Here is a 20814-nt window from a genome sequence, read left to right on the forward strand (position 1 = left end):
ATAAAGTTGACAAGAAAAAGCTTATGGGCTTTTAATAATAAATAGCTATAAAAAGATCGAGTTCAATGAAAGAATTGAAGGATAAAGTAATCTTGATTACCGGCGGTACAGCGGGGATTGGATTGGCCTGCACACAAGCGTATGTTGCAGCGGGGGCGTATGTCGCTGTCATTGGATTGGACGAGCTGAGTGTTGCGGAAACGATAAAAACAATAGGTGGTGAGCATCTAGGGATTTGCTGTGATGTGTCTCAAGATCAGGGTGTAAGGGAGAGTGTAGAAAAGACAATAGCCCGTTTTGGAAAGCTAGATGCTATTCATAACAATGCCGGATTGGGTTCCCCATCAAAACCTTTGCATACAACAACAGATGATGAGTGGGATCTCTTGATGAATGTGAATATCAAGAGTATCTTGTTGACGACACGTCATGGTTATCCTCATTTAAAAGCGTCGAAAGGCTGTATCATACATACAGGGAGTTTGGTGGGAGAGATCGGACAGGAAAATCATGCGGCTTATTCGGCGACAAAAGGTGCCATCAATGCACTTACTAAATCAATGGCGCTGGACTATGCAAAAGATGGAGTAAGGGTTAATACTGTGCTTCCTGCAGCAGTGATGACGCCCATGCTTAAGACATGGGCTCAGGAGCAGGCCGATCCCGATAATGTCTTTGATTTTTTGAAAGATATTCATGCATTGGGCTACTGCCCTGAAGGTGATGTGATCGCTGATGCCTGTGTATTTCTATTGTCTGATAAAGCACGCTTTATTACGGGAGTTAATTTACCCGTGAGCGGTGGTGCAGAGCTGGGTTACAGAAGAAATGTATAGTGTATACCGTGTATTTAATCTTATTGATGAAGCAGGAAATAGAGATAGCCTGGGGGTTCCAAATTCAAGTTGAAACTCTGGCTCGGAGAAACAAAGGTTGTTGCTGTCAATTGGTGCGTTAAGAATCGATTACGTACTTATTTTTTGGAATGATATTTTTATTGAATTAGAATCAATAAAAAGTTTTTATATTTTCAGTGTGGTATTAAAAAAAGGAAAGTTCATATACCGGATCGGTGAACTTTCCTTTTTTTTTACATGTTTTTGAGCATTTTGTCTATTGTCTATACCGCTGTCTCCTAGCTAAATTTGTGATTGTGTTAAATACACGATGTTGAATAAGGTATAAACAAAAACTATGATAACAATTAAAAACTTTCTTCGCTATGGTCTGCTTCTAAATGGCTTGACCTTTGGTGCTGTTGGTTATGCGCAGGAGAAACTGGATCTCTCAGGCAAATGGTCGGTTGCATTGGATTCTTTGGATATTGGCGAGAAGCAGGGGTGGCCGACACAATATTTTAAGCAGTCCATGCTTTTACCGGGTACGACTGATGATGCTGGTTTGGGAACTGCAAATACGCTAAAGCCCGCTCTTCAAAAACCACAAGTGTCACACTTGACACGTAAACATGCGTATCTAGGTTCTGCCTGGTATAGTAAAGCTATCGCTATACCCAAGGCTTGGGACAAGAAGAGGGTGATCTTAAAACTGGAAAGAACAATCTGGAAAACAAATGTCTGGGTAGATGGTCAAAAGGTAGAATTGGAGGAAAATAGTCTAATTGCCCCTCATTTTTATGATATAACACCTTATTTAAAGGCGGGAAAAGAGCAACAGATTACAATCAGAGTGGACAACCGTAAGCTTTTTGATATCAGTACTGATAATATGGGACATGCTTATACCGATCATACACAGATTATCTGGAATGGTGTTATCGGTGAAATTAGTCTGCAGGCATTAGATCAGGTTAACCTTTCCGATTTACAGGTTTTTCCTGATTTAGTTCGAAAAATAGTTCGCGTAAAGGTTAAGGCACATAATTTTGATAGTAAGGCAATTAAGGGGACCCTTAATGTGCAGATTGGACAGCAAGCTAAAAATGAAATATACCCGAACAAGGAACTTGTTTTGAATCCCGGTGTAACAGAACTGGAATACGAATATCCGATTGCAGGTGATGTGAAGACGTGGAGTGAGTTTACTCCTGATCTGTATACTTGCGAGGTATTCTTGAAAACCAAAAAACATCAATCTAAGGAAAATGTTCGTTTTGGTATGCGCGAATTTGCATCAAGGGGCAATGCTTTTGAATTGAATGGCATGCCTGTTTTCCTGCGCGGTACTTTAGAATGTAATATTTTTCCTTTAACCGGACATCCTCCGATGGATAAAGCGGGATGGGAGAAAGTTTTTATGACGGCAAAGGAATGGGGTTTGAACCACATCAGATTTCATTCTTGGTGTCCGCCAAAGGCTGCATTTGATGTTGCGGATGAAATCGGGATGTACTTGCAGGTAGAGCTTCCGGTATGGTCTTTAACGATCGGACAAGATGCTGGAATGACTTCATTTTTATACCAGGAAGCAAGCCGTATGATTCGTGAATATGGTAATCATCCTTCTTTTATGATGTGGAGTATGGGTAATGAGTTGCAGGGTGATATGAAAACCTTAAATAAGTTGGTCGATTCATTGAAATCGGTTGATAAAAGGCATCTGTATGCTAATACATCTTACACGTTTGAAAGTGGGCATGGAGATCGACCTGAATATAATGACGATTTTCTGATTACCCAATATACGAAAGATGGTTGGGTAAGGGGACAGGGTGTATTTAATTCGAAATCACCGGCATTTAATACAAATTATGAAAAAGCGGTAGCGAATTTTCAAGTTCCAATTGTAACCCATGAAATCGGTCAATACGCAGTATACCCTAATCTGAAAGAGATTGATAAATATACGGGTGTATTGGAGCCAATCAATTTTAAGGCGGTAAAAAATGATCTGGAAAAGAAAGGGATGTTGGGTCAAGCAGCGGCTTTCACAGCGGCCTCAGGAAAGTTAGCAGCAATACTGTATAAAGAAGAAATTGAAAGAGCGCTTAAAACGGGTGGAATCAGTGGTTTTCAATTGTTGGATCTGCATGATTTTCCTGGCCAGGGAACGGCTTTGGTTGGATTGCTTGATGCTTTCTGGGATAGTAAGGGTGTGATTGATGCGAAAACTTTCAGCCAGTTTAATGCGCCGATTGTTCCTTTACTCCATTTTCCAAAGGCCACGTACACGAACTCAGAGCGATTTGAAGCGCAGATCGCGGTATCAAATTATGGTGGCAAAATACTTAAAAACCAGGAAATCGTATGGCGGATCAAAGAAGGAGAAAAACTCTTAAAAAGCGGAACAGTTGTTGGTAATCTTTCCAATGGATACAATGCAGGCATTGGACAATTGCAGTTTGATTTGGGAGAAGTACCGACGGCATCAAAACTGTCTGTGGAAGTTGATCTGAAAGGTACTGCATATACCAATAAATGGGATATCTGGGTATATCCTGAATCAGAAAAAGTTTCATATGGCGATGTGCATTACACAAGAGATGTGAATGAAGCATTTGTACTGCTGAATCAAGGGAAAAAGGTCTTATTGAATCCGGATTGGAAAAAGATAAAAGGACTAGAAGGAAAATTTGTACCTGTATTCTGGAGCCCGGTTCATTTTCCTAAACAGGCGGGAACAATGGGAATGTTGGTTGATCCTAATCACGCGATGTTTAAAAAATTTCCAACAGACTTGCATACCAATTGGCAATGGTGGGATCTGAATATCAATTCCACAACAATGATCGTTGATTCATTGTCAGGTGGTCAATCAGTAATTCAGATGGTGGATAACTTTGCTAATAACCGTAAATTGGCATTGGCTTATGAAGCGAAAGTTGGTCAGGGTAAATTAATGTTGGTTTCAATAGATCTATCTCAAAAATTGGATGAACGTTTTGTGGCAAAGCAATTGTTGATCTCTACGCTGGATTATATGAATAGCAATCAATTTAATCCAACAGCCATTCAAAATCCGGAGCAGATTAAAGCATTGATGATTAAAACAGATAAAGATCAATTGAAAACAGATCCCAAGAGTATTTATTAAAAAAAGGCTATAGAGGGGGAAAATAGATCGTACTATTTTTCTGACTTTTAGTCCATGAATAAAATCTATTTTAAATATAATTTTAAAAACGATCAAGTAGCATTTCTACTTGATCGTTTTTTTTGATTTCCTTATTTACTTTCGAGCAGTTGGAATTTCGTTCTTTTCTCTAAACCTATTCCTCATTAGTAATGAGCCGTTTTTACATCGTTTTAATTCTTTCTTACATTTTTACGAACCTATACTCTTTTATTTTTGCTTTGAACCAAATATCAAATCAATAATGAAAGTGAATTTAATAACATGTTGTCTCTGGGCAACTCGGCTGTCTGTCCCGAAATGGCATCAAATAGCCTTACTTAATGCTTTTTGTGCCATAACAATTAGTGTTCAAGCACAAAATAATATATCGGTTCAAGGGGTAGTACGTAATGAACAAGGTGTTGTTATGGAAGGAGTGAGCGTTAGGGCAAAAGGAACTGCAATCGGAACACAAACGGATATAAATGGTGCTTTTAAGCTAAACGTACCAAATCAAGAAACGATGCTACAATTTTCTTATATTAATTACATCAAGCAGGAGATAGCTGTTGGTAAAGAAACCCAATTTACAGTTACATTATCTTCTGAGAATAATATGATTGATGAGGTTGTAGTTGTTGGCTTTGGGCAGCAAAAACGAACTAATTTGACTGGATCGGTGGCTGTTGTAGATAAAAAATCATTGGAAAATAGACCTGTTAAGAATGCACTGCAGGCACTGCAGGGCCTTGCTCCAGGATTGAATATTTCTCAAAATAACGGTTCTCTGGAAAGTAACCCCTCTTTAAATATTCGCGGAAGTGGTACAATAGGACAATCGTCATCAGCTCCTTTAGTTTTAATAGACGGAGCGGAGGGATCATTGACTGCTTTAAATCCACAAGATATCGAAACTGTCACTGTCCTTAAGGATGCGAGTACCGCTTCCATCTATGGGTCTAGAGCGGCGTTTGGTGTTATACTTGTAACAACTAAGTCTGGCCAAAAAGGGAGTCGCCCTGTAGCCTCTTACAATAATAGTTTACGGATAAGTACGCCTGCATTAACATTGAAAACGATGGACTCTTATTCATTTGCAAATTATTTTAATCAAGCACAAGTCAACGGAAACGGCGCCCCCCATTTTGATCAAGAACATCTGGAACGCATCAAGCAATTTCAAGAAGGTAAAATTAGTACGAGTATTATTCCTAATCCTACCAATCCTGCACAATGGGCCGATGGATATATGAAGGGCAATGATAATGTGGATTACTTTGATCTGATGTATAAAGATCAATCTTTTGGACATGAGCATAACCTAAGTCTTGCGGGAGGTAGCGATAAGACAACCTATTACGTCTCTGCCAATTTATTGGATCAACAGGGTTTAATGGCGCTTAATACGGATGTCTATAAGCGATATTCGATGTCAGCAAGGATAAATTCGCAAATATCCAGTAAACTAAACTTAAATTATATAGGAAGACTTGTTCGTGAAGATTTTAAAAAACCAACGGATCTTAATAATTCTTTTTATGACAATCTAGGCCGTCAGGGCTGGCCTACATTACCTTATAAGGATCCAAATGGATTTCTTTATAATTCACCCTCACCGGTAATGGGGATGTTAGAAGGGGGAGATTATAAGACCGTTAAAGATATCAATACACAACAGGTGCAACTTGTTTTCGAACCCCTTAAAGACTGGAAAACCTACGGAACTGCAACTTATAGGATTACGAGCCGTTTTGATAATACTTTTTCAAACCAACTTTATAACCATGATGTCGCAGGAAATCCGATTCTTTATAAAAATTCTTCTTATGTAGCGGAATACGCTTATAAAGAAAACTATTATAATATCAATGCCTACACTGAGTTGACCCGTAATTGGAACCTGCATAACTTTAAAGGAATGGCTGGTTTCCAAATCGAAAGCGCAGCTTATCGTGACCTAAATGCTTCTCGAGATGGTATCATGATTATTGGACAACCTGTCATTGATTTGACTTCAGGCACAGATCCAAGTGGACAGCCAAAGGCACCTACAGTATCTGGTCAGTATCAGGATTGGGCATCGGCCGGATTTTTTAGCCGGTTTAATTATGATTATGATTCTAAGTATTTGTTGGAAGCGAGTATGCGTTATGATGGATCTTCTCGATTCAGAGCAGACAGTAGATGGGGATTCTTTCCATCATTTTCTGCAGGTTGGAATCTTGCTAAGGAGAGTTTTATGGAGAATACAAGATCATACATCGATATGATCAAACTTAGGGCCTCATACGGTGAACTAGGAAATCAAAATACCAATGTTTGGTACCCAACTTATGTTGTAATGCCCGTCGGTATTGCATCCGGAAGTTGGCTTCTTAATAATCAGCGTCCAAATACGGCATCTGCAGCAGGATTGGTGAGTGCAAATCTGACATGGGAAACGGTTAAAACGTTAAATATGGGAGTTGATTTTGCTTTATTAAGCAATCGGTTATCTGGCTCATTTGATGTTTTCCAGAGAAAAACATTGAATATGGTGGGACCAGCACCACAACTGTCCAATACTTTGGGTACTGCGGTGCCTCAAGCGAATAATACAGATTTAAAAACGAATGGATTTGAATTAACATTAGGATGGAGGGATAAAATTGCGGACAATTTTGGATATAATGTTAAGTTTTTACTGTCGGATTATACTTCTACGGTTACAAGGTATCCAAATCTAACTGGTTCATTTAACGGAGGCTATAGAGAAGGACAAAAGTTGGGTGAAATATGGGGATATGAAACCATAGGGATTGCCAAGTCTAAGGAAGAAATGGAAAGTCATTTAAATAGCTTACCTAACGGCGGACAGTCTGTCATTGGAAGTCAATGGGAAGCCGGTGATATCATGTACAAAGATTTGAACAATGATGGTAAAATTGATTTTGGGTCTTGGACAGAATCGGAGCCTGGGGATCGTAAAGTAATCGGAAATAGTACACCGAGATATGCCTTTGGGTTCAATTTTGGGGCTGATTATAAAAATTTCGATTTCAGTATGTTCTTACAGGGAGTAATCAAACGTGATGTATGGCAACCGGGTTATTATTTTTGGGGTGCCACCTCTAATATTTGGGCATCTACAGGGTTAACCCAACATATGGATTATTTTAGAACTGGAGATAATATGTTTGGTGAAAACCTTGATGCTTATTATGCGCGTCCAATATTTGGTACGAATAAAAATCAGGAGGTTCAAACACGGTACCTACAGAATGCAGCTTATATCCGACTTAAAAATATTCAGATCGGTTATACGATTAGTGCTGATGTGCTGAAGAAAATCGGTATTTCAAAGGGAAGGATATATTTGTCTGGTGAAAATTTATGGCAAAAATCAAATGTCGCGACAATGTTTGATCCTGAAACCATAGATGGAGGTTCCAGTGGTACGGTTTACCCACTTACCAAAATGTGGGCAGCAGGGTTAAGTCTTACATTTTAATTCAAAAAAACATGAAATTACTAAAATATCTTACTTTAGTGCTACCGCTTTGGATGGTAGCAGGATGCAATGATTATCTCGATATTACACCCCCTTCGCAGATAATCCCAGAAAAATATCTTAATGAAGAATCGCAATTAGCAAGTTATGCTATAGGCCAATATCCTAATATTCTTCCATCACACTCCGGTTGGGGTTTCGGCACATTTGGAATTGATGCTGGAACGGATAATATGATATCTCCAGATATAAACAAGCGATATCTTCCCGGTGAATGGAGAGTGGATACTGAGGGTGGTGCTTGGGAGTTTTCGAACATTTATCAGATGAACTTTTTCCTGAACAGCGTCTTACCAAAATGGAAGGCTAAAACAATAGTGGGAAATCAACAAAATATTGAACATTACATTGGTGAGATCTATTTTTTACGTGCATATATCTATTTTCAGAAATTACAGGAATTAGGTGATTTTCCGATTATTAGAAATGCAATGAATGATAAAGATCCACAAATTTTGATCGAAGCAGCAAAGCGAGATCCACGCACCGAAGTTGCCCGGTTTATCATCTCGGATCTAGATTCGGCAATTACATTATTGAAAAGCACATCAATAGATGGTGCGAAGCAACGTATCTCTAAAAATGTGGCGTTATTATTGAAATCTCGAGTTGCTTTAAATGAAGGAACTTGGTTGAAATATTTCAAAGGAACGGCATTTGTTCCTGATGGTGCTGATTGGCCAGGAAAAACGAAAGCGTATACGCAAACATATACTTATCCAACAGGAAGCATCGATGGTGAAATTAACTATTTTCTTTCTCTAGCTATGGATGCCTCTAAGCAGGTGGCAGATCAAATCGATCTGGTGCCCAACACTGGAATTATTGAATCACCAAATAACGAAAACCCTTACTTTTCGATGTTTGGAGCAGTAAATATGGCAGGATATAGTGAAGTTCTTTTATGGAGACAGTACAGTGAAAGTCTTGTAACACATAATGTTCCTGTGTATGCGCAACTTGGTAACTATGCGGTTGGTTTAACGCGGAGCTTGGTGGAAAGTTTCCTTATGAAAAATGGATTACCCATATATGCTGCAGGGTCTGGATATCATGGCGACGATTATATTGCCGATATCCGGAAGGAGAGAGATGGTAGATTGAACCTGTTTTTAAAAGAACCAGGACAAAAAAATGTTCTTTTAAATCTGGGGGCAGGAACGCATGGTACACCCATTGAACCTTATCCAAGTATCGGCGAAACGACAGCAGAACGACGTTATATTTCTGGTTATACCATTCGAAAAGGCATTTCATATGATGGAAAACAGACGAATAATGGTATGGGATTTACTGGAAGTATTAATTTCCGTGCAACCGAAGCTTACCTCAATTACATAGAAGCATCTTATGAAAAAAATGGTAGCATCGATGCGACTGCAAGAAACTATTGGCAAAAGATCCGTCAACGGGCAATGGTTGATGTAGATTTTGAGAAAACAATAGCGGCAACTCAGATGGGATTGGAGGTAAAGGATTGGGGTGCTTATTCTGCTGGAAATCTGATTTCTCCGACCTTATATAATATCAGAAGAGAACGAAGAAATGAATTGATGGCTGAAGGATTACGCTTGATGGATTTAAAGCGCTGGCGCTCGATGGATCAATTGGTTAGCAAAGCTGATCATTTTGAAGGTTTCAAAATATGGGGACCTATGAAGAGTTGGTATAAACCAGAGCAACTCGTTTACGGTGCCGATGAACCAAAGGCTATTGTATCTGACCCGAGTTTGGGTATGTATCTTCGTCCTCATGAAATTCGCCGGAATATGCTTTCTTATAACGGAGTACGGTTTACTTTAGCGCACTATTTGTCACCAATCGCGGTACAGCATTTTCAACTTGCCTCAACAGATGGTTCGGTAGCGAATTCAGTTATTTACCAGAATCCTGGCTGGCCAACAGCAGCAGGGCTTGGAGCAAAATAGATCAATTTCCGGTTGTTAATCTGCTATTTCCATTTTATTGTATAAATAAAATGGAAATAGCAGATTTTTTTTTGAACTATTGTATAACGATTATTCGACGAATTGCTTCCTTGTGTCTGATGTTTAAGTTTAAAATGGTAATATAGGCTTAGTATACGTTAATTTAGTATTCATCTTTTCCAGTAGTACAAAGTAAATTGCACATTGAATAATGCTCAGTACTATTATTCAAAATCTAAATAACTATGTTAATCAAATTATTAGAATTATGAATAAATCTATCCTATTGACATCTATGTTAGGGTTTGCCTCTATATATGGTCATGCGCAAGTGAATAGTAAGAAAATACCTGTTAAGAATACTTACGAAATTAAGAGTACCGATAGTCCTGAAGATATATTAAGGAAAGCCGTTCATGTTGTGCCTACAGCAAATCAATACCAGGCTTTAAAAAATGAATTTATTGCTTTTATCCATGTTGGTCCCAATACATTTACTAAAATGGAATGGGGAAATGGTATGGAAGACCCGAAGATCTTTGATCTCAAAAATCTGGACACCGACCAATGGTGCGAGGCAATGAAAGCCGCGGGTATGAAAAAAGTAATCATTACGGTGAAGCATCACGATGGTTTTGTGCTTTGGCAAAGTAGGTATACGAAACATGGTATTATGTCTACTGGATTCAGAGAAGGAAAAGGTGATATCTTGAAAGATTTAACAGCTTCCTGTAAGAAGTATGGATTAAAACTGGGGGTATATTTATCTCCAGCAGATCTTTTTCAAATTGAAAGTCCTGAAGGGCTTTATGGTAATTTAAGCGAATACACGCAACGAACAATTCCCCGTGAAGTAGAAGGAAGACCATTTAAAAATAAAACAAAGTTCAATTTTAAGGTAGACGATTACAACGAATATTTCTTAAACCAACTGTTTGAATTATTGACGGAATATGGTCCGATACACGAGGTCTGGTTTGATGGTGCACATCCGAAGACAAAAGGTGGTCAAAAATATAATTACGATGCTTGGCGTGAATTGATTAAAAAGTTGGCTCCGGAGGCCGTAATTTTTGGAAAAGAAGATATCAGATGGTGCGGAAATGAATCTGGCAATACTAGAAGTACAGAATGGAATGTAATTCCTTACAACGAGGATCCCGCAGGGCTTCAGAATTTTCTCGATCTTACAGATGAAGATTTAGGAAGTAGGGCTAAGGTTTTAAAAGCTAAATACCTACATTATCAACAGGCTGAAACAAATACTTCGATTCGAGAAGGATGGTTCTATAGAGACGATACGCATCAGAAAGTGAGAAGCACAGATGACGTTTTTGATATTTATGAACGATCGGTCGGCGGTAATTCTACGTTTCTTCTGAATATTCCGCCGAATAGAGATGGAAAATTTTCACCTGAAGACGTTAAGGTGCTACATGAAGTAGGAAGCCGTATTAAAGAAACTTATGGTCAGAATCTTTTGCGGGGAGCAAAAGGAAGCAAAGAAACATTGGATGACAATATGGAATCTTTTACCCTGTTGTCGGATAAAAATCCGGAACTGATTTACACAACAGTAAAACCTGTAAAAATAAATCGCTTTGTTATTCAAGAAGCTGTAAGTACAAATGGAGAGCGTATTGAAAAGCATGCTGTAGATGCTTGGATTGATGGTCAATGGAAAGAGATTGCGCATGCGACTAATGTGGGATATAAACGTATTCTTCGTTTCCCTGAAGTGACGTCGGATAAATTCCGTATACGCGTATTGGAGAGTCGAGCAACTCCGATTGTCAGTAACGTTGCCGCACATTATGCTCCGGGAAGACCTCCGCAATTGGTCTTTAATCGCAGTGTAGATGGTATGGTTGCTATTGTTCCTTTGAAGAGTGAATTTGGATGGAAACCCCATGGTGAGGATATCCTTAAAAATCTAAACACCAATTTTAAAATACACTACACGTTAGATGGCAGTCAGCCTACAGCACAGTCGCCTGTGTATACGCAGCCGATCGCTGTAGAAGGTGGTCAGATAAAAGCTGTAGCAATCAGTGCTGATAAATTGGTCGGTGCGGTTGCAGAAGAAACAATCGGCATTGCTAAAAAACAGTGGCAACTTATCGATAATAGCAGTGAGGTTGCTAAACATAATGCAAAGATGGCTTTCGATGCCGATCCAAAAACGTATTGGCAATCTAATGATAATGGCGCTGCACAACATATTTCGATCGATCTTGGACAGCAGTATAATTTAACAGCATTTAGTTATACACCACAAAAAGAACACGGCAAAGGGATGATGGCGAAAGGCGTGGTGAGAGTCAGTAATGACGGAAAGAATTGGAGTGATGCTGAACGATTTGAATTTGGAAATCTAATTAATGATCCGACAAAGCGCACACATCGATTTTCTAAAAATATCCAAGCACGATACATCACAATTGAATCGACAGAAATAACTGGAGGAGGAAAACTTCTTACTATAGCTGAACTGGATTTTATTGAATAACCGATTTACATTTAATGTCTATGTTTGAAAAACCAATAAATATCAATTATACGCTTGATATTTATTGGTTTTTTATCTTAATCTTTTATCTAGACCTAACAGCTGATGATTAAAAATCTATTGTCTATTTGTATCAAATGGATCCTTATTATGCTGAGCACTATTACGATACTTTTTGCTCAATCTAAGGGTAAAATTTATTGTATCGGACAGGAATTCACGACAGGATCTGCGATGTTTATGCCTGAGAAAAATAGTTTTCCGGCACAGTTGGGAGGGATGTTCGGCCAAGAGTATCAAGTATTTTTAAATGGAATGGATGTCGTAACAAACGCTCCGATATCTATTGATAATCATGTATTAAAACATTTGGATGATCTGAATATTAAGAAAGGAGATTTTCTGATTCTTGATCTGAATCATGATGTTGATTTTTCACAAGAAGATGATAGCAAATTATTGAAAAATATCACTTCATCAATCAAGAATGGAGCTAGAGTCGTATTACTTAGTACTCCTAGAAACTTGAATGAAAAGCAACAATTATCTGAGAAAATACAATTACAGACGCTTGCTTTTAAGAGTAACTGCGAAATTGCGGATTTGTCACCTGCTTTATATGGAGGTGATGTCTATCTGGATAAGGAGAAAAGGCTAACGTCTATCGGTGCTAGTCTTGTTGCAAAGCGGTTATATGAGCTTATAAAAACGCCAGTAATCGGATCTTCAAAAATTAAAATTGAAAATGGAAAGCGTGAGTCTTTTTATGGATTTTCTTCTGAAACGTTCGATTTTGAAGGTAAAGAAGCGAGAGTTGTGAAACCTAAAATCGTAGCTAAAGGAAGCCCATGGATATGGCGCGCACGTTTCTGGGGACATGAACCTCAATTGGATATTGCGATGTTGGAGCGGGGATATCATATCGTTTACTGTGATGTATCCGAACTTTTTGGCAATGAGGAGTCACTACAAATCTGGAATAATTTTTATAAATTCTTACAGCAATTCGGACTGAATAAAAAAGCAGTTATGGAAGGTATGAGTCGAGGTGGGGTATATATATACAATTGGGCTCTACGTTATCCGGATCGTGTTAGTGCCATTTATGCTGACGCACCTGTGTTAAATTTTAAAAGTTGGCCGGGAGGACAAGGAAAGGGAAAAGGAAGTCCAGAGAATTGGGAAATCTTTAAACAGGTTTATAAACTGACAGAACAACAGGCTCTTAATTTTAAAGATGCACCTGTGGATAGAGCTTCTGAAATCGGTGCGTTAAAAATTCCTTCGATTCATGTTGTCGGTGATGTGGATGATATCGTACCGCCGGATGAAAATACACTTCCTTTTGCCAAAGCTTATATTGCCGCTGGCGGAAAATTGGAAATTATACATAAATCAACAGTGGGTCATCATCCTCACAGCTTACCTGATCCAACGCCACTGGTAGATTTTCTGCTAAGAGCAGATGATCGTAAGCTGAACTTTGCTGCTATTGCCACAGCAGGATCGGAATATCGGGCTGGAGCTGGTTGGAATCCAAATATGGGCTGGTGGGGAGAAAATGATGATATTAACCGCATTTTGGACAGTAAAAAGCAACAGTTGGACATTTTATTTGTCGGCAATTCCATTACACAGGGGATCGGTGGTACACGAACACATCTTCCTTATAAACCTGGTTACAATGCATTTGAATCGGTTTTTTCGTCATACAAATGGGATTGTGCTGGAATAGCTGGCGATCGAACACAGAACGTACTTTGGAGACTGATGAATGGTAAGTATAAGGAGGCTGCTCCTAAAGTTGTTGTGGTGACAATAGGCGTTAATAATTTTTTAGATGGCGATACGGCTGAAGAAATTGTAGCAGGTATCCTGGAAATAAAAAAATGGATACGCAAAAATATGAAGAATTCTAAATTGATCTTGACGGGGCCATTGCCTGTAGGCGTGGACCGTACGGATCCGCGAAGAAGGAAATATGAGGATATACATCGTCTTTTGAAGCTTCAGGCTAAAGATGAAAGCTGGATCTATATGCCGTTATCCGATACGTTTATAAAAGCTGACGGTAATTTATCGTTGGATGATTATAGCACTGATGGGATCCATCTTTCTGGAGGATATACCGAATGGGCACAGGCTTTGTCAAAAGTAATTCAAAAGGCATTAGGTGAATAAATTTCTTTTGAAGTGTAATGCGCTTTGACTAGATAGTTTATTGCAAGCGCTAGCATATTAAACTGGACATAAAATTAATTTTAAAATGAGAAGAGCCCAATATTTATTGGGCTCTTCTCATTTGTTTTTTTACTACTTCCAATTTTGGAATATACATCCTAATTTAGGAAACATTCTATTTGACTATATTTTTTCAAGTTCTAATTTTTCGCCAGCCTTTAAAGAAATATTATATGTATCTCTTTCTTTACTGATCGTTTTATTAGATTTTGATTTTAATGGTTGCTCATAGCGCAATCTTAAAGTACCGGTTTGTTCTGACTTTATAATCAGCTTATCCAATTGGCCATTTGTTCTGGAGGCACTAATTAAAAAGCCACCTTCAGCTCTGAGGTCAGTAAAAGAAATGTTTTTCCAGCTTATCGGGATTGCAGGAAATAGCTCTACATAACCTTGTTTGCTCTGTAACAATAATTCATGGATTCCCTGTGCAAATGCAAAGTTTCCTTCTAATGTAAACGGTCGGTAAGTAAAACCTGAGTATTGTCCACCTTTTTGGTCTCCGTTGACATGAAAGGAATTGGTCGAACAAAAATTGTTAGCAAATTTTTGGAGATTAAGAACTGCCTGATCGCCCTCTTTTGCACGGGCATGTAAACAAGCCATCCAGCTGAAGGAATAACCAACCCAAGCACGAGTGCCTAATTTTTCTAAATGGCGCATTGATTTTGTGATCTGATCTTTATCTTCTGCTTTATTGATATCCAAAAGACCTAGTGGATAAATGGATAAATAGGGTGACATATGACGGTGGGAATGCTCCATAGGAACATCGACCGCAACCATTAATCCTGTTTCATTTTTTGCATAACCGGGTAGTTGTGTTCCTACAGCTCTCCATGCTTTGGCATCTTTTACTTGTCCGCTAGCTTCGCTTACTTCTGCGGCAGCTTCAAATAGAAAATGGGCAAGGGCGAGATCAAAATTGGTCCAATCTTTAAACCAGGCATTTGTGCTATTATCATTATATTCAGGACTTGCGCTAAGTGGAAGATAACGTTTTCCATTGCGGACCTCTGTAATGTTGCGAAGGTAAGTGGCCGATTCGATAATGTACGGTAATGCTCTTTCCTTAAGAAATTTCTTATCCATACTGTACTTCCATTGCATATAGAAATGGTGTGCGGTCCAAGCGCTTACTGTTGGTGAAAGGGCATATTGAACCCACCCGCCCATGGGGATTCCACTTAATGTCAGAACGCCGGGAATGTTAAGACCTTCAACACCAAAATACTGTTTGGTGTAAGCTAAATTGGCTGGTCTGACTTTCCATAACCAGTCTGTGAAAGTTTCGGCTTCAGCAAGTCTATTTCCTGTATAGGTGGGCCAATAGCTGAGCTGTGTATTCAGATCATTGTGAAAATCTCCTTTCCATGGCGGTAATCCACCATTATCTGCAGTCCAAACTGCTTGAAGTGTAATGGCCGGTGCTCCTTTTCGTGCTGCAGCGCCGAGTTTATACATTTCCAAATAGTACTGTCTTTGTAATAAAGCATCAGGTATGTTTATCGCTGATTGCTTCCAGTAAGCATGCCACCAGGAGAGATGAGTTTCTGTAAATTTGTTGGTGGTTTTTGATTGGATCTCTTTATTTAAGTTTGCTTTTTCATTATTGGCTACAGTCCACATACCAATAAGCTTATTGGGCGAGACTTCTTTCCACTCCAATAATACTTCATAAAACCTATTTTCATAGGTCGGCTGGTGAATAAGCTGGCTGTGTGTTGATGTGGTCAACTTCCCTTGTTTATAGCCTAGCCGCGATAGACTTTGTCCATCGACTACGGACACTTCGTTACTATTATCAGAAGCCAACGCATATTGATGTGGAAGTAATTTGGGAAGGGCATTTTGTATATTTTGACCTGTAATCTCAAAATAACCCACTGGTTTATCTGCATGAATAAAGCAAGTAAATGTGTTTCCGTTGTCAAAGCGGACGGTGTTTGTTGCAGTTTTTATATCCAGTACATTGGAGACTACTTTGCCTAAAGAAGCGAGATCAAAAGACATGGCTGCGGCAGGAAGTTTGGTTGGGTAGGGATAATCCCCATAAGGATTGTCACCCCATTTTTGTACTTCGGTATATTGCCCCGAATGAAGTTTTTGCTGTACCCATTTGAAGTCATGTTGTTCAAGTTGAAATGCCTTACGCTCGTCCCATAAATCGGCACGATCTAAAGATAGTCTTAAGGTATTATCTTTTTGCCAGATTAATGCGCCAAGCATACCATTTCCTAAAGGGATGGCTTCGTCCCAACGGGTTGCTAAATGTTCGGATTGAAGATTGTCCTGCTTAGAAGGTTGTGCGTATAGCGGACAGGTTAGCGTAGCTATCGCTATTAATGATAATAAATATGATTTCATTGAAAGCTCTAATGGTTCTTGCCAAAGTTAAAGAATTCACTAAAGTTTGTTTGGATGTTTATTATCAATTATTGATGCAAAGTTAACCTTTTATAATTTATCAACGTGTATTAATACCTGTATTAGGGAATTACATGTCCATTTCTTTACGATATTCCCGTGGACTTTTTCTCATAATAGTTTTAAAGAATTTATTGAAGTTGGTTAGATTTTGATAGCCACTTTGGTAGCAGATTTCAGAAATTGACAGTTGTTTATTCATCAGCAATTTGCACGCATGTCCGATACGCATTTCATTAACAAATTTAGAGAATGATTTTTGGGTATGGCGTTTGAAAAAACGACAAAAGGCATTGGGTGTCATATTAACCAACTCTGCGGCTATTCCTAATGAAACTTCTTCTCGGAAATTTTGCATAACATAAATGTATACATTATTAATGCGATTGGTTTCTTGTTCTCCAAACGTAGGTTTATAGCCTTCTGAGGCTAAATTTTCGCATTCTTCTGCCTGATGGAGTAATTCAATAAGATTTAGAAATCCTGTGATTCTAGAAAAACTCTTTTTCTGTGCTAGACTTTTAATTAGTTCGGTAGCTTGTTCTAAGGTTTGTCCATGAAATCTCAATCCTCGTTTTGATCTTTTGATGAATTGCTGCATAGCACTAATGGTTGCTTGATCATCTGTAAGTCGTAGTAAGAAATCCGCTGGAAAATAGAGTACGATTGCTCTTGCACGTTCATCATGTTGGGGATTAAGAAAAATATCGTCATTACGCCAGATGTGAGGGATATTTGGTCCCATTAGCACAAGATCTCCAGCACTAAAGCTATCGACATGATTGCCAACGACACGTTTTCCATAACTCTCTAAAATTAGGACGAGTTCACATAACTCATGGAAATGTAAGGGGTTACTCAAAAACTCCTGATCGACCTGCTTGATGAGGATTGTCTTCTCGTTAGGGGGAGACAGTTCAATAAATTGTGCTTTCATAATAGGATATGATGATTAATAATTGTCAAACAAATATAAGTAATAATTTTTCGAATAAAACAATACTGATTATTTTGTCATGTTAAATTATGAAGATGGGTGTAAAAAGTTTTATTTCATGTGTATCAAGTTTTAGTTTGTTGTCTTCAGGAGCGATAACTTTGAGTTCTATGTTCGCGTGTTCGCTTCATATACCTTTATAGTAAATATTTTATGTGTATAATAACCAATTTTTAAAATGAAGATGTTGAAATTAGTAGTGATATTTTTGTTTTTGTCTGTTTCTCATCTCGGTGTTTTGGGACAGGAGTTAGCTTATGAGTTACCAAAGAAAACAAACCAGGTTAAAAGTCCTGTACTATCGCTCAACGGAGAGTGGCAGTTTCAATTTGATAAGCAATCCGATTGGGCACCAATACAAGTACCTGGGGAAGCCGTGATGCAAGGGTATGGAATAGAACATGATAAATCATTTTTTTATAAAAGAAAGTTTACGCTTCCAAAAGATTTTAAAGGGAAAAAGATTGTCTTGCGCTTTGATGGTGTCTATAGTCAAGCGACATTAAGTATTAATGGTAAAGTGATCAGAACGCATAAAGGAGGATTTACACGCTGGGAAACCGATATCAGTCCCTATGTTAATTTTGATAAGGAAAATGTAGTTTTTCTGGAAGTTCAAGATAAACGGGATGATATATCTTACGCTTCGGGGTATGCACATCATCCGATTGGAGGGATATTAAGAGATGTTACCCTATTTGCAACTGCTGTAAATAGCATACATGATTTTGGTGTTGAAACAGATTTGGATCAGCATTTTAAAGATGCTGTCTTAAAATTAAATTATACGTTGCAAGAGGCGCAAGGTGTTACTGTTCATTATGCATTATATGATAGTAAGAATAAACTCGTTTCCGAGTCTGAACAACAATTTGTGGTAAACAAAGGTCACAATAGCAATAGTTTTCCAATAGCTAATCCTTTGAAATGGGATGCTGAACATCCTTATCTTTATCGTCTTGATGTTAAAATTAAAAAAGACGGTAATGATACGTATGCGTTTAGTAAAGCGATCGGATTTCGTGAAGTTAAGATTGTTGAAGACCAGATGTTTGTGAATGGGAAACCTGTTAAATTAAGAGGGGCTAATCGTCATGATGTTCATCCTACTTTAGGCCGTGTTAGTGTACCTTACTACGATAGTTTGGATGTTAAATTGTTTAAAGATGCTCATATTAATTTTGTAAGAACTTCACATTATCCGCCATCAGAACGATTTGTTGAGTTCTGTAACCGCTATGGAATTTATGTAGAAGTAGAAACAGCTGTTTGTTTTGTTGATACTTATAGACAAAAGAATTATGCACCTGGCGCTACTCAAAATGATGCCAATCACACGGATCAATATCTGAGCCAATGCCGCGAAATGGTCAATACTTTTAGAACACATCCATCGGTTATTATCTGGTCTATTGGAAATGAATCTATCTACGGAAGTAATTTCAGAAAAAGTTGGGATTTGGTTAAAAATGCTGATCAAACTAGGCCTGTTATCTGGAGTTACCCAGGATCGCAATCTAGTGATGCGAAGATTTATGAAATACTGAGTATGCACTATCAGGATGTTAACGGTAATCTGACACAGTTTGGAAAGACAACTAAAGGATATGAAGGACATGGTATACCAGCTTTGTTTGATGAATGGGCACATCCTGCTTGTTACACGTATCAGACCTTACGAGATGATCCGAATATCAGAGAATTTTGGGGAATCTCGATGGATATGATGTGGGGAAGATTATTTCCGACCAAAGGTGGATTGGGTGGTGCAATTTGGGGATATGTAGATGATACCTTTAATATTCCTCAAACCTTGAAAAAAGGTACACCATTTTGGAATGAATTTGCAAAATCTGCAAAGCCGGAAGGATATCAAGGTCATGCTGTAGGATATGGAGAATGGGGTATTGTAGATGTCTGGAGAAGGCCCAAACCTGAATTCTGGTCGACCAAGAAAGCTCAGTCTCCCATTCGGATATTGAATGAGGGCAAGATCGTGAAAAAGTTTTCGGCGAATAAACAAATTCTATTTGATGTGTACAATCGGTATGATCACACTAATTTGAATGAAGTAAAATTAGCATATACTTATGAAGGACGTACGAAGACAATTGGATTGCCTTCCATTGAACCCCATGCTAAAGGACAATTTGAATTACCGGCGGAAGAATGGAAAGAGGGGAGATCGGTATGCTTAAACTTTATTGATCAGGATGGTCGTGTAGTTGATACTTACGAGTATTATTTTGGTGAACGACCTATCGATATGCCTGAAGCTTCACATAAAGGAAAACTTAAACTTGTGGAAAATAAAGAAAATTTTATCATCAAGGGACATAATTTTGAAATACCTATTTCGAAGGAAACAGGGTTGATTGAAGGTGCAACTACTAATGGGAAGGTGTTTATCGAAAAAGGACCTTTCTTGAATATGGATGTAAACCTGAATCATTTAACGGGCGCAGAAGTTAGAAAAAGCGCGAACAAATATTTGATTTACGATAAAGATTGGAAGAAGACCTCTGTGAAATGTGAAATTAAAGATGGTGTTGCGTTACTTGCTATTGCTGGAACTTATCAAGGATTACAAGTATATTTTGATATTGTGATCAAGTCTGGAGGAGAAATGACGACTAATTACCGTACTGCTGGAGAACCTAACGGCTATCTAAGAGAGGTTGGTATAAAATATTATATGCCAAATGATCTGGACCGTTTGAATTGGAAAAGAGATGGATATTGGAATTACTATCCTGAAGGAGAATTTGCCGGAAATGAAGGGAGTGCTGATCTTTATAAAAGTAAACAGGCTGCATATTGTGAGAAACCTACTCAAGGGTGGGACCAGGATACGCACAATTACTATTACTGGTCGGATAAAGGCGCTCGAAGTGAGCATCCTTTGACCAACAAAGCAAAAAGTATGAAAGAGAATACTTTTTATTATACACTTTCTTCTGGTAAATCAACCCGTGTTTCTGTGATAGCACCAAAGGGTGATGTTGCTTGTCGAATAGACCGTATGGAGGGTGAGCAAGTTATACTGTTTGTCAATAATAAATGGGATTATCCTGAAATCGCATGGGGGAACTATTGCAAAACGTTAGAAGCGTCTCCATGTAACGGTGCTATAACCTTAAGATTTTAA

Annotated in this window: 9 protein-coding genes; 7 read left to right on the forward strand and 2 right to left on the reverse strand. The window is 38.4% G+C overall.

Going from position 1 to position 20814, the window contains the following annotated elements; translation table 11 throughout:
- Positions 1-65 precede the first annotated feature (65 nt).
- The 6 genes from M2265_RS23465 (at position 66) to M2265_RS23490 (ending at position 14182) form a co-directional block, all read left to right on the forward strand.
- A complete protein-coding gene (locus M2265_RS23465) occupies positions 66-836 on the forward strand; it encodes an SDR family NAD(P)-dependent oxidoreductase (protein WP_132770229.1) in 771 nt (256 codons plus the stop codon).
- Between the two features lie 358 nt (positions 837-1194).
- Positions 1195-3993 (forward strand): sugar-binding domain-containing protein, encoded by a 2799-nt coding sequence (locus M2265_RS23470; RefSeq protein ID WP_207902427.1) that lies wholly within the window; start codon positions 1195-1197, stop codon positions 3991-3993.
- A gap of 289 nt (positions 3994-4282) precedes the next feature.
- A complete protein-coding gene (locus M2265_RS23475; protein WP_207902426.1) occupies positions 4283-7504 on the forward strand; it encodes a SusC/RagA family TonB-linked outer membrane protein in 3222 nt (1073 codons plus the stop codon).
- Positions 7505-7515: 11 nt separating this feature from the next.
- Positions 7516-9492: a RagB/SusD family nutrient uptake outer membrane protein gene (locus M2265_RS23480; protein WP_132770227.1), complete on the forward strand. Its 1977-nt coding sequence runs from the start codon at positions 7516-7518 to the stop codon at positions 9490-9492.
- Positions 9493-9760: 268 nt separating this feature from the next.
- On the forward strand, positions 9761-12001 hold the full coding sequence (locus tag M2265_RS23485; RefSeq protein ID WP_132770226.1) for an alpha-L-fucosidase: 2241 nt from the start codon (positions 9761-9763) through the stop codon (positions 11999-12001).
- A gap of 150 nt (positions 12002-12151) precedes the next feature.
- A complete protein-coding gene (locus M2265_RS23490; RefSeq protein WP_165905892.1) occupies positions 12152-14182 on the forward strand; it encodes a GDSL-type esterase/lipase family protein in 2031 nt (676 codons plus the stop codon).
- Between the two features lie 183 nt (positions 14183-14365).
- Here the strand turns inward: M2265_RS23490 and M2265_RS23495 are convergent, their stop codons facing one another.
- Complete coding sequence (locus M2265_RS23495) at positions 14366-16609, reverse strand: glycosyl hydrolase family 95 catalytic domain-containing protein (protein ID WP_132770222.1); 2244 nt, start codon at positions 16607-16609, stop codon at positions 14366-14368.
- Between the two features lie 130 nt (positions 16610-16739).
- Positions 16740-17606 carry an AraC family transcriptional regulator gene (locus M2265_RS23500; RefSeq protein ID WP_132770220.1) on the reverse strand — a complete coding sequence of 289 codons (867 nt, stop codon included), beginning with the start codon at positions 17604-17606 and terminating at the stop codon, positions 16740-16742.
- A gap of 244 nt (positions 17607-17850) precedes the next feature.
- On the opposite strand from M2265_RS23500, the gene M2265_RS23505 reads away from it, so the two are divergent.
- Complete coding sequence (locus M2265_RS23505; protein WP_132770218.1) at positions 17851-20814, forward strand: glycoside hydrolase family 2 protein; 2964 nt, start codon at positions 17851-17853, stop codon at positions 20812-20814.

Source organism: Sphingobacterium kitahiroshimense, assembly GCF_025961315.1.
Classification (GTDB): domain Bacteria; phylum Bacteroidota; class Bacteroidia; order Sphingobacteriales; family Sphingobacteriaceae; genus Sphingobacterium; species Sphingobacterium anhuiense.

Coding starts and splice junctions, on each gene's coding strand:
- M2265_RS23465 (WP_132770229.1), top strand. CDS start 66: ATGAAAGAATTGAAGGATAAAGTAATCTTGATTACCGGCGGTACAGCG.
- M2265_RS23505 (WP_132770218.1), top strand. CDS start 17,851: ATGTTGAAATTAGTAGTGATATTTTTGTTTTTGTCTGTTTCTCATCTC.
- M2265_RS23495 (WP_132770222.1), bottom strand. CDS start 16,609: ATGAAATCATATTTATTATCATTAATAGCGATAGCTACGCTAACCTGT.
- M2265_RS23470 (WP_207902427.1), top strand. CDS start 1,195: ATGATAACAATTAAAAACTTTCTTCGCTATGGTCTGCTTCTAAATGGC.
- M2265_RS23485 (WP_132770226.1), top strand. CDS start 9,761: ATGAATAAATCTATCCTATTGACATCTATGTTAGGGTTTGCCTCTATA.
- M2265_RS23500 (WP_132770220.1), bottom strand. CDS start 17,606: ATGAAAGCACAATTTATTGAACTGTCTCCCCCTAACGAGAAGACAATC.
- M2265_RS23490 (WP_165905892.1), top strand. CDS start 12,152: ATGCTGAGCACTATTACGATACTTTTTGCTCAATCTAAGGGTAAAATT.
- M2265_RS23480 (WP_132770227.1), top strand. CDS start 7,516: ATGAAATTACTAAAATATCTTACTTTAGTGCTACCGCTTTGGATGGTA.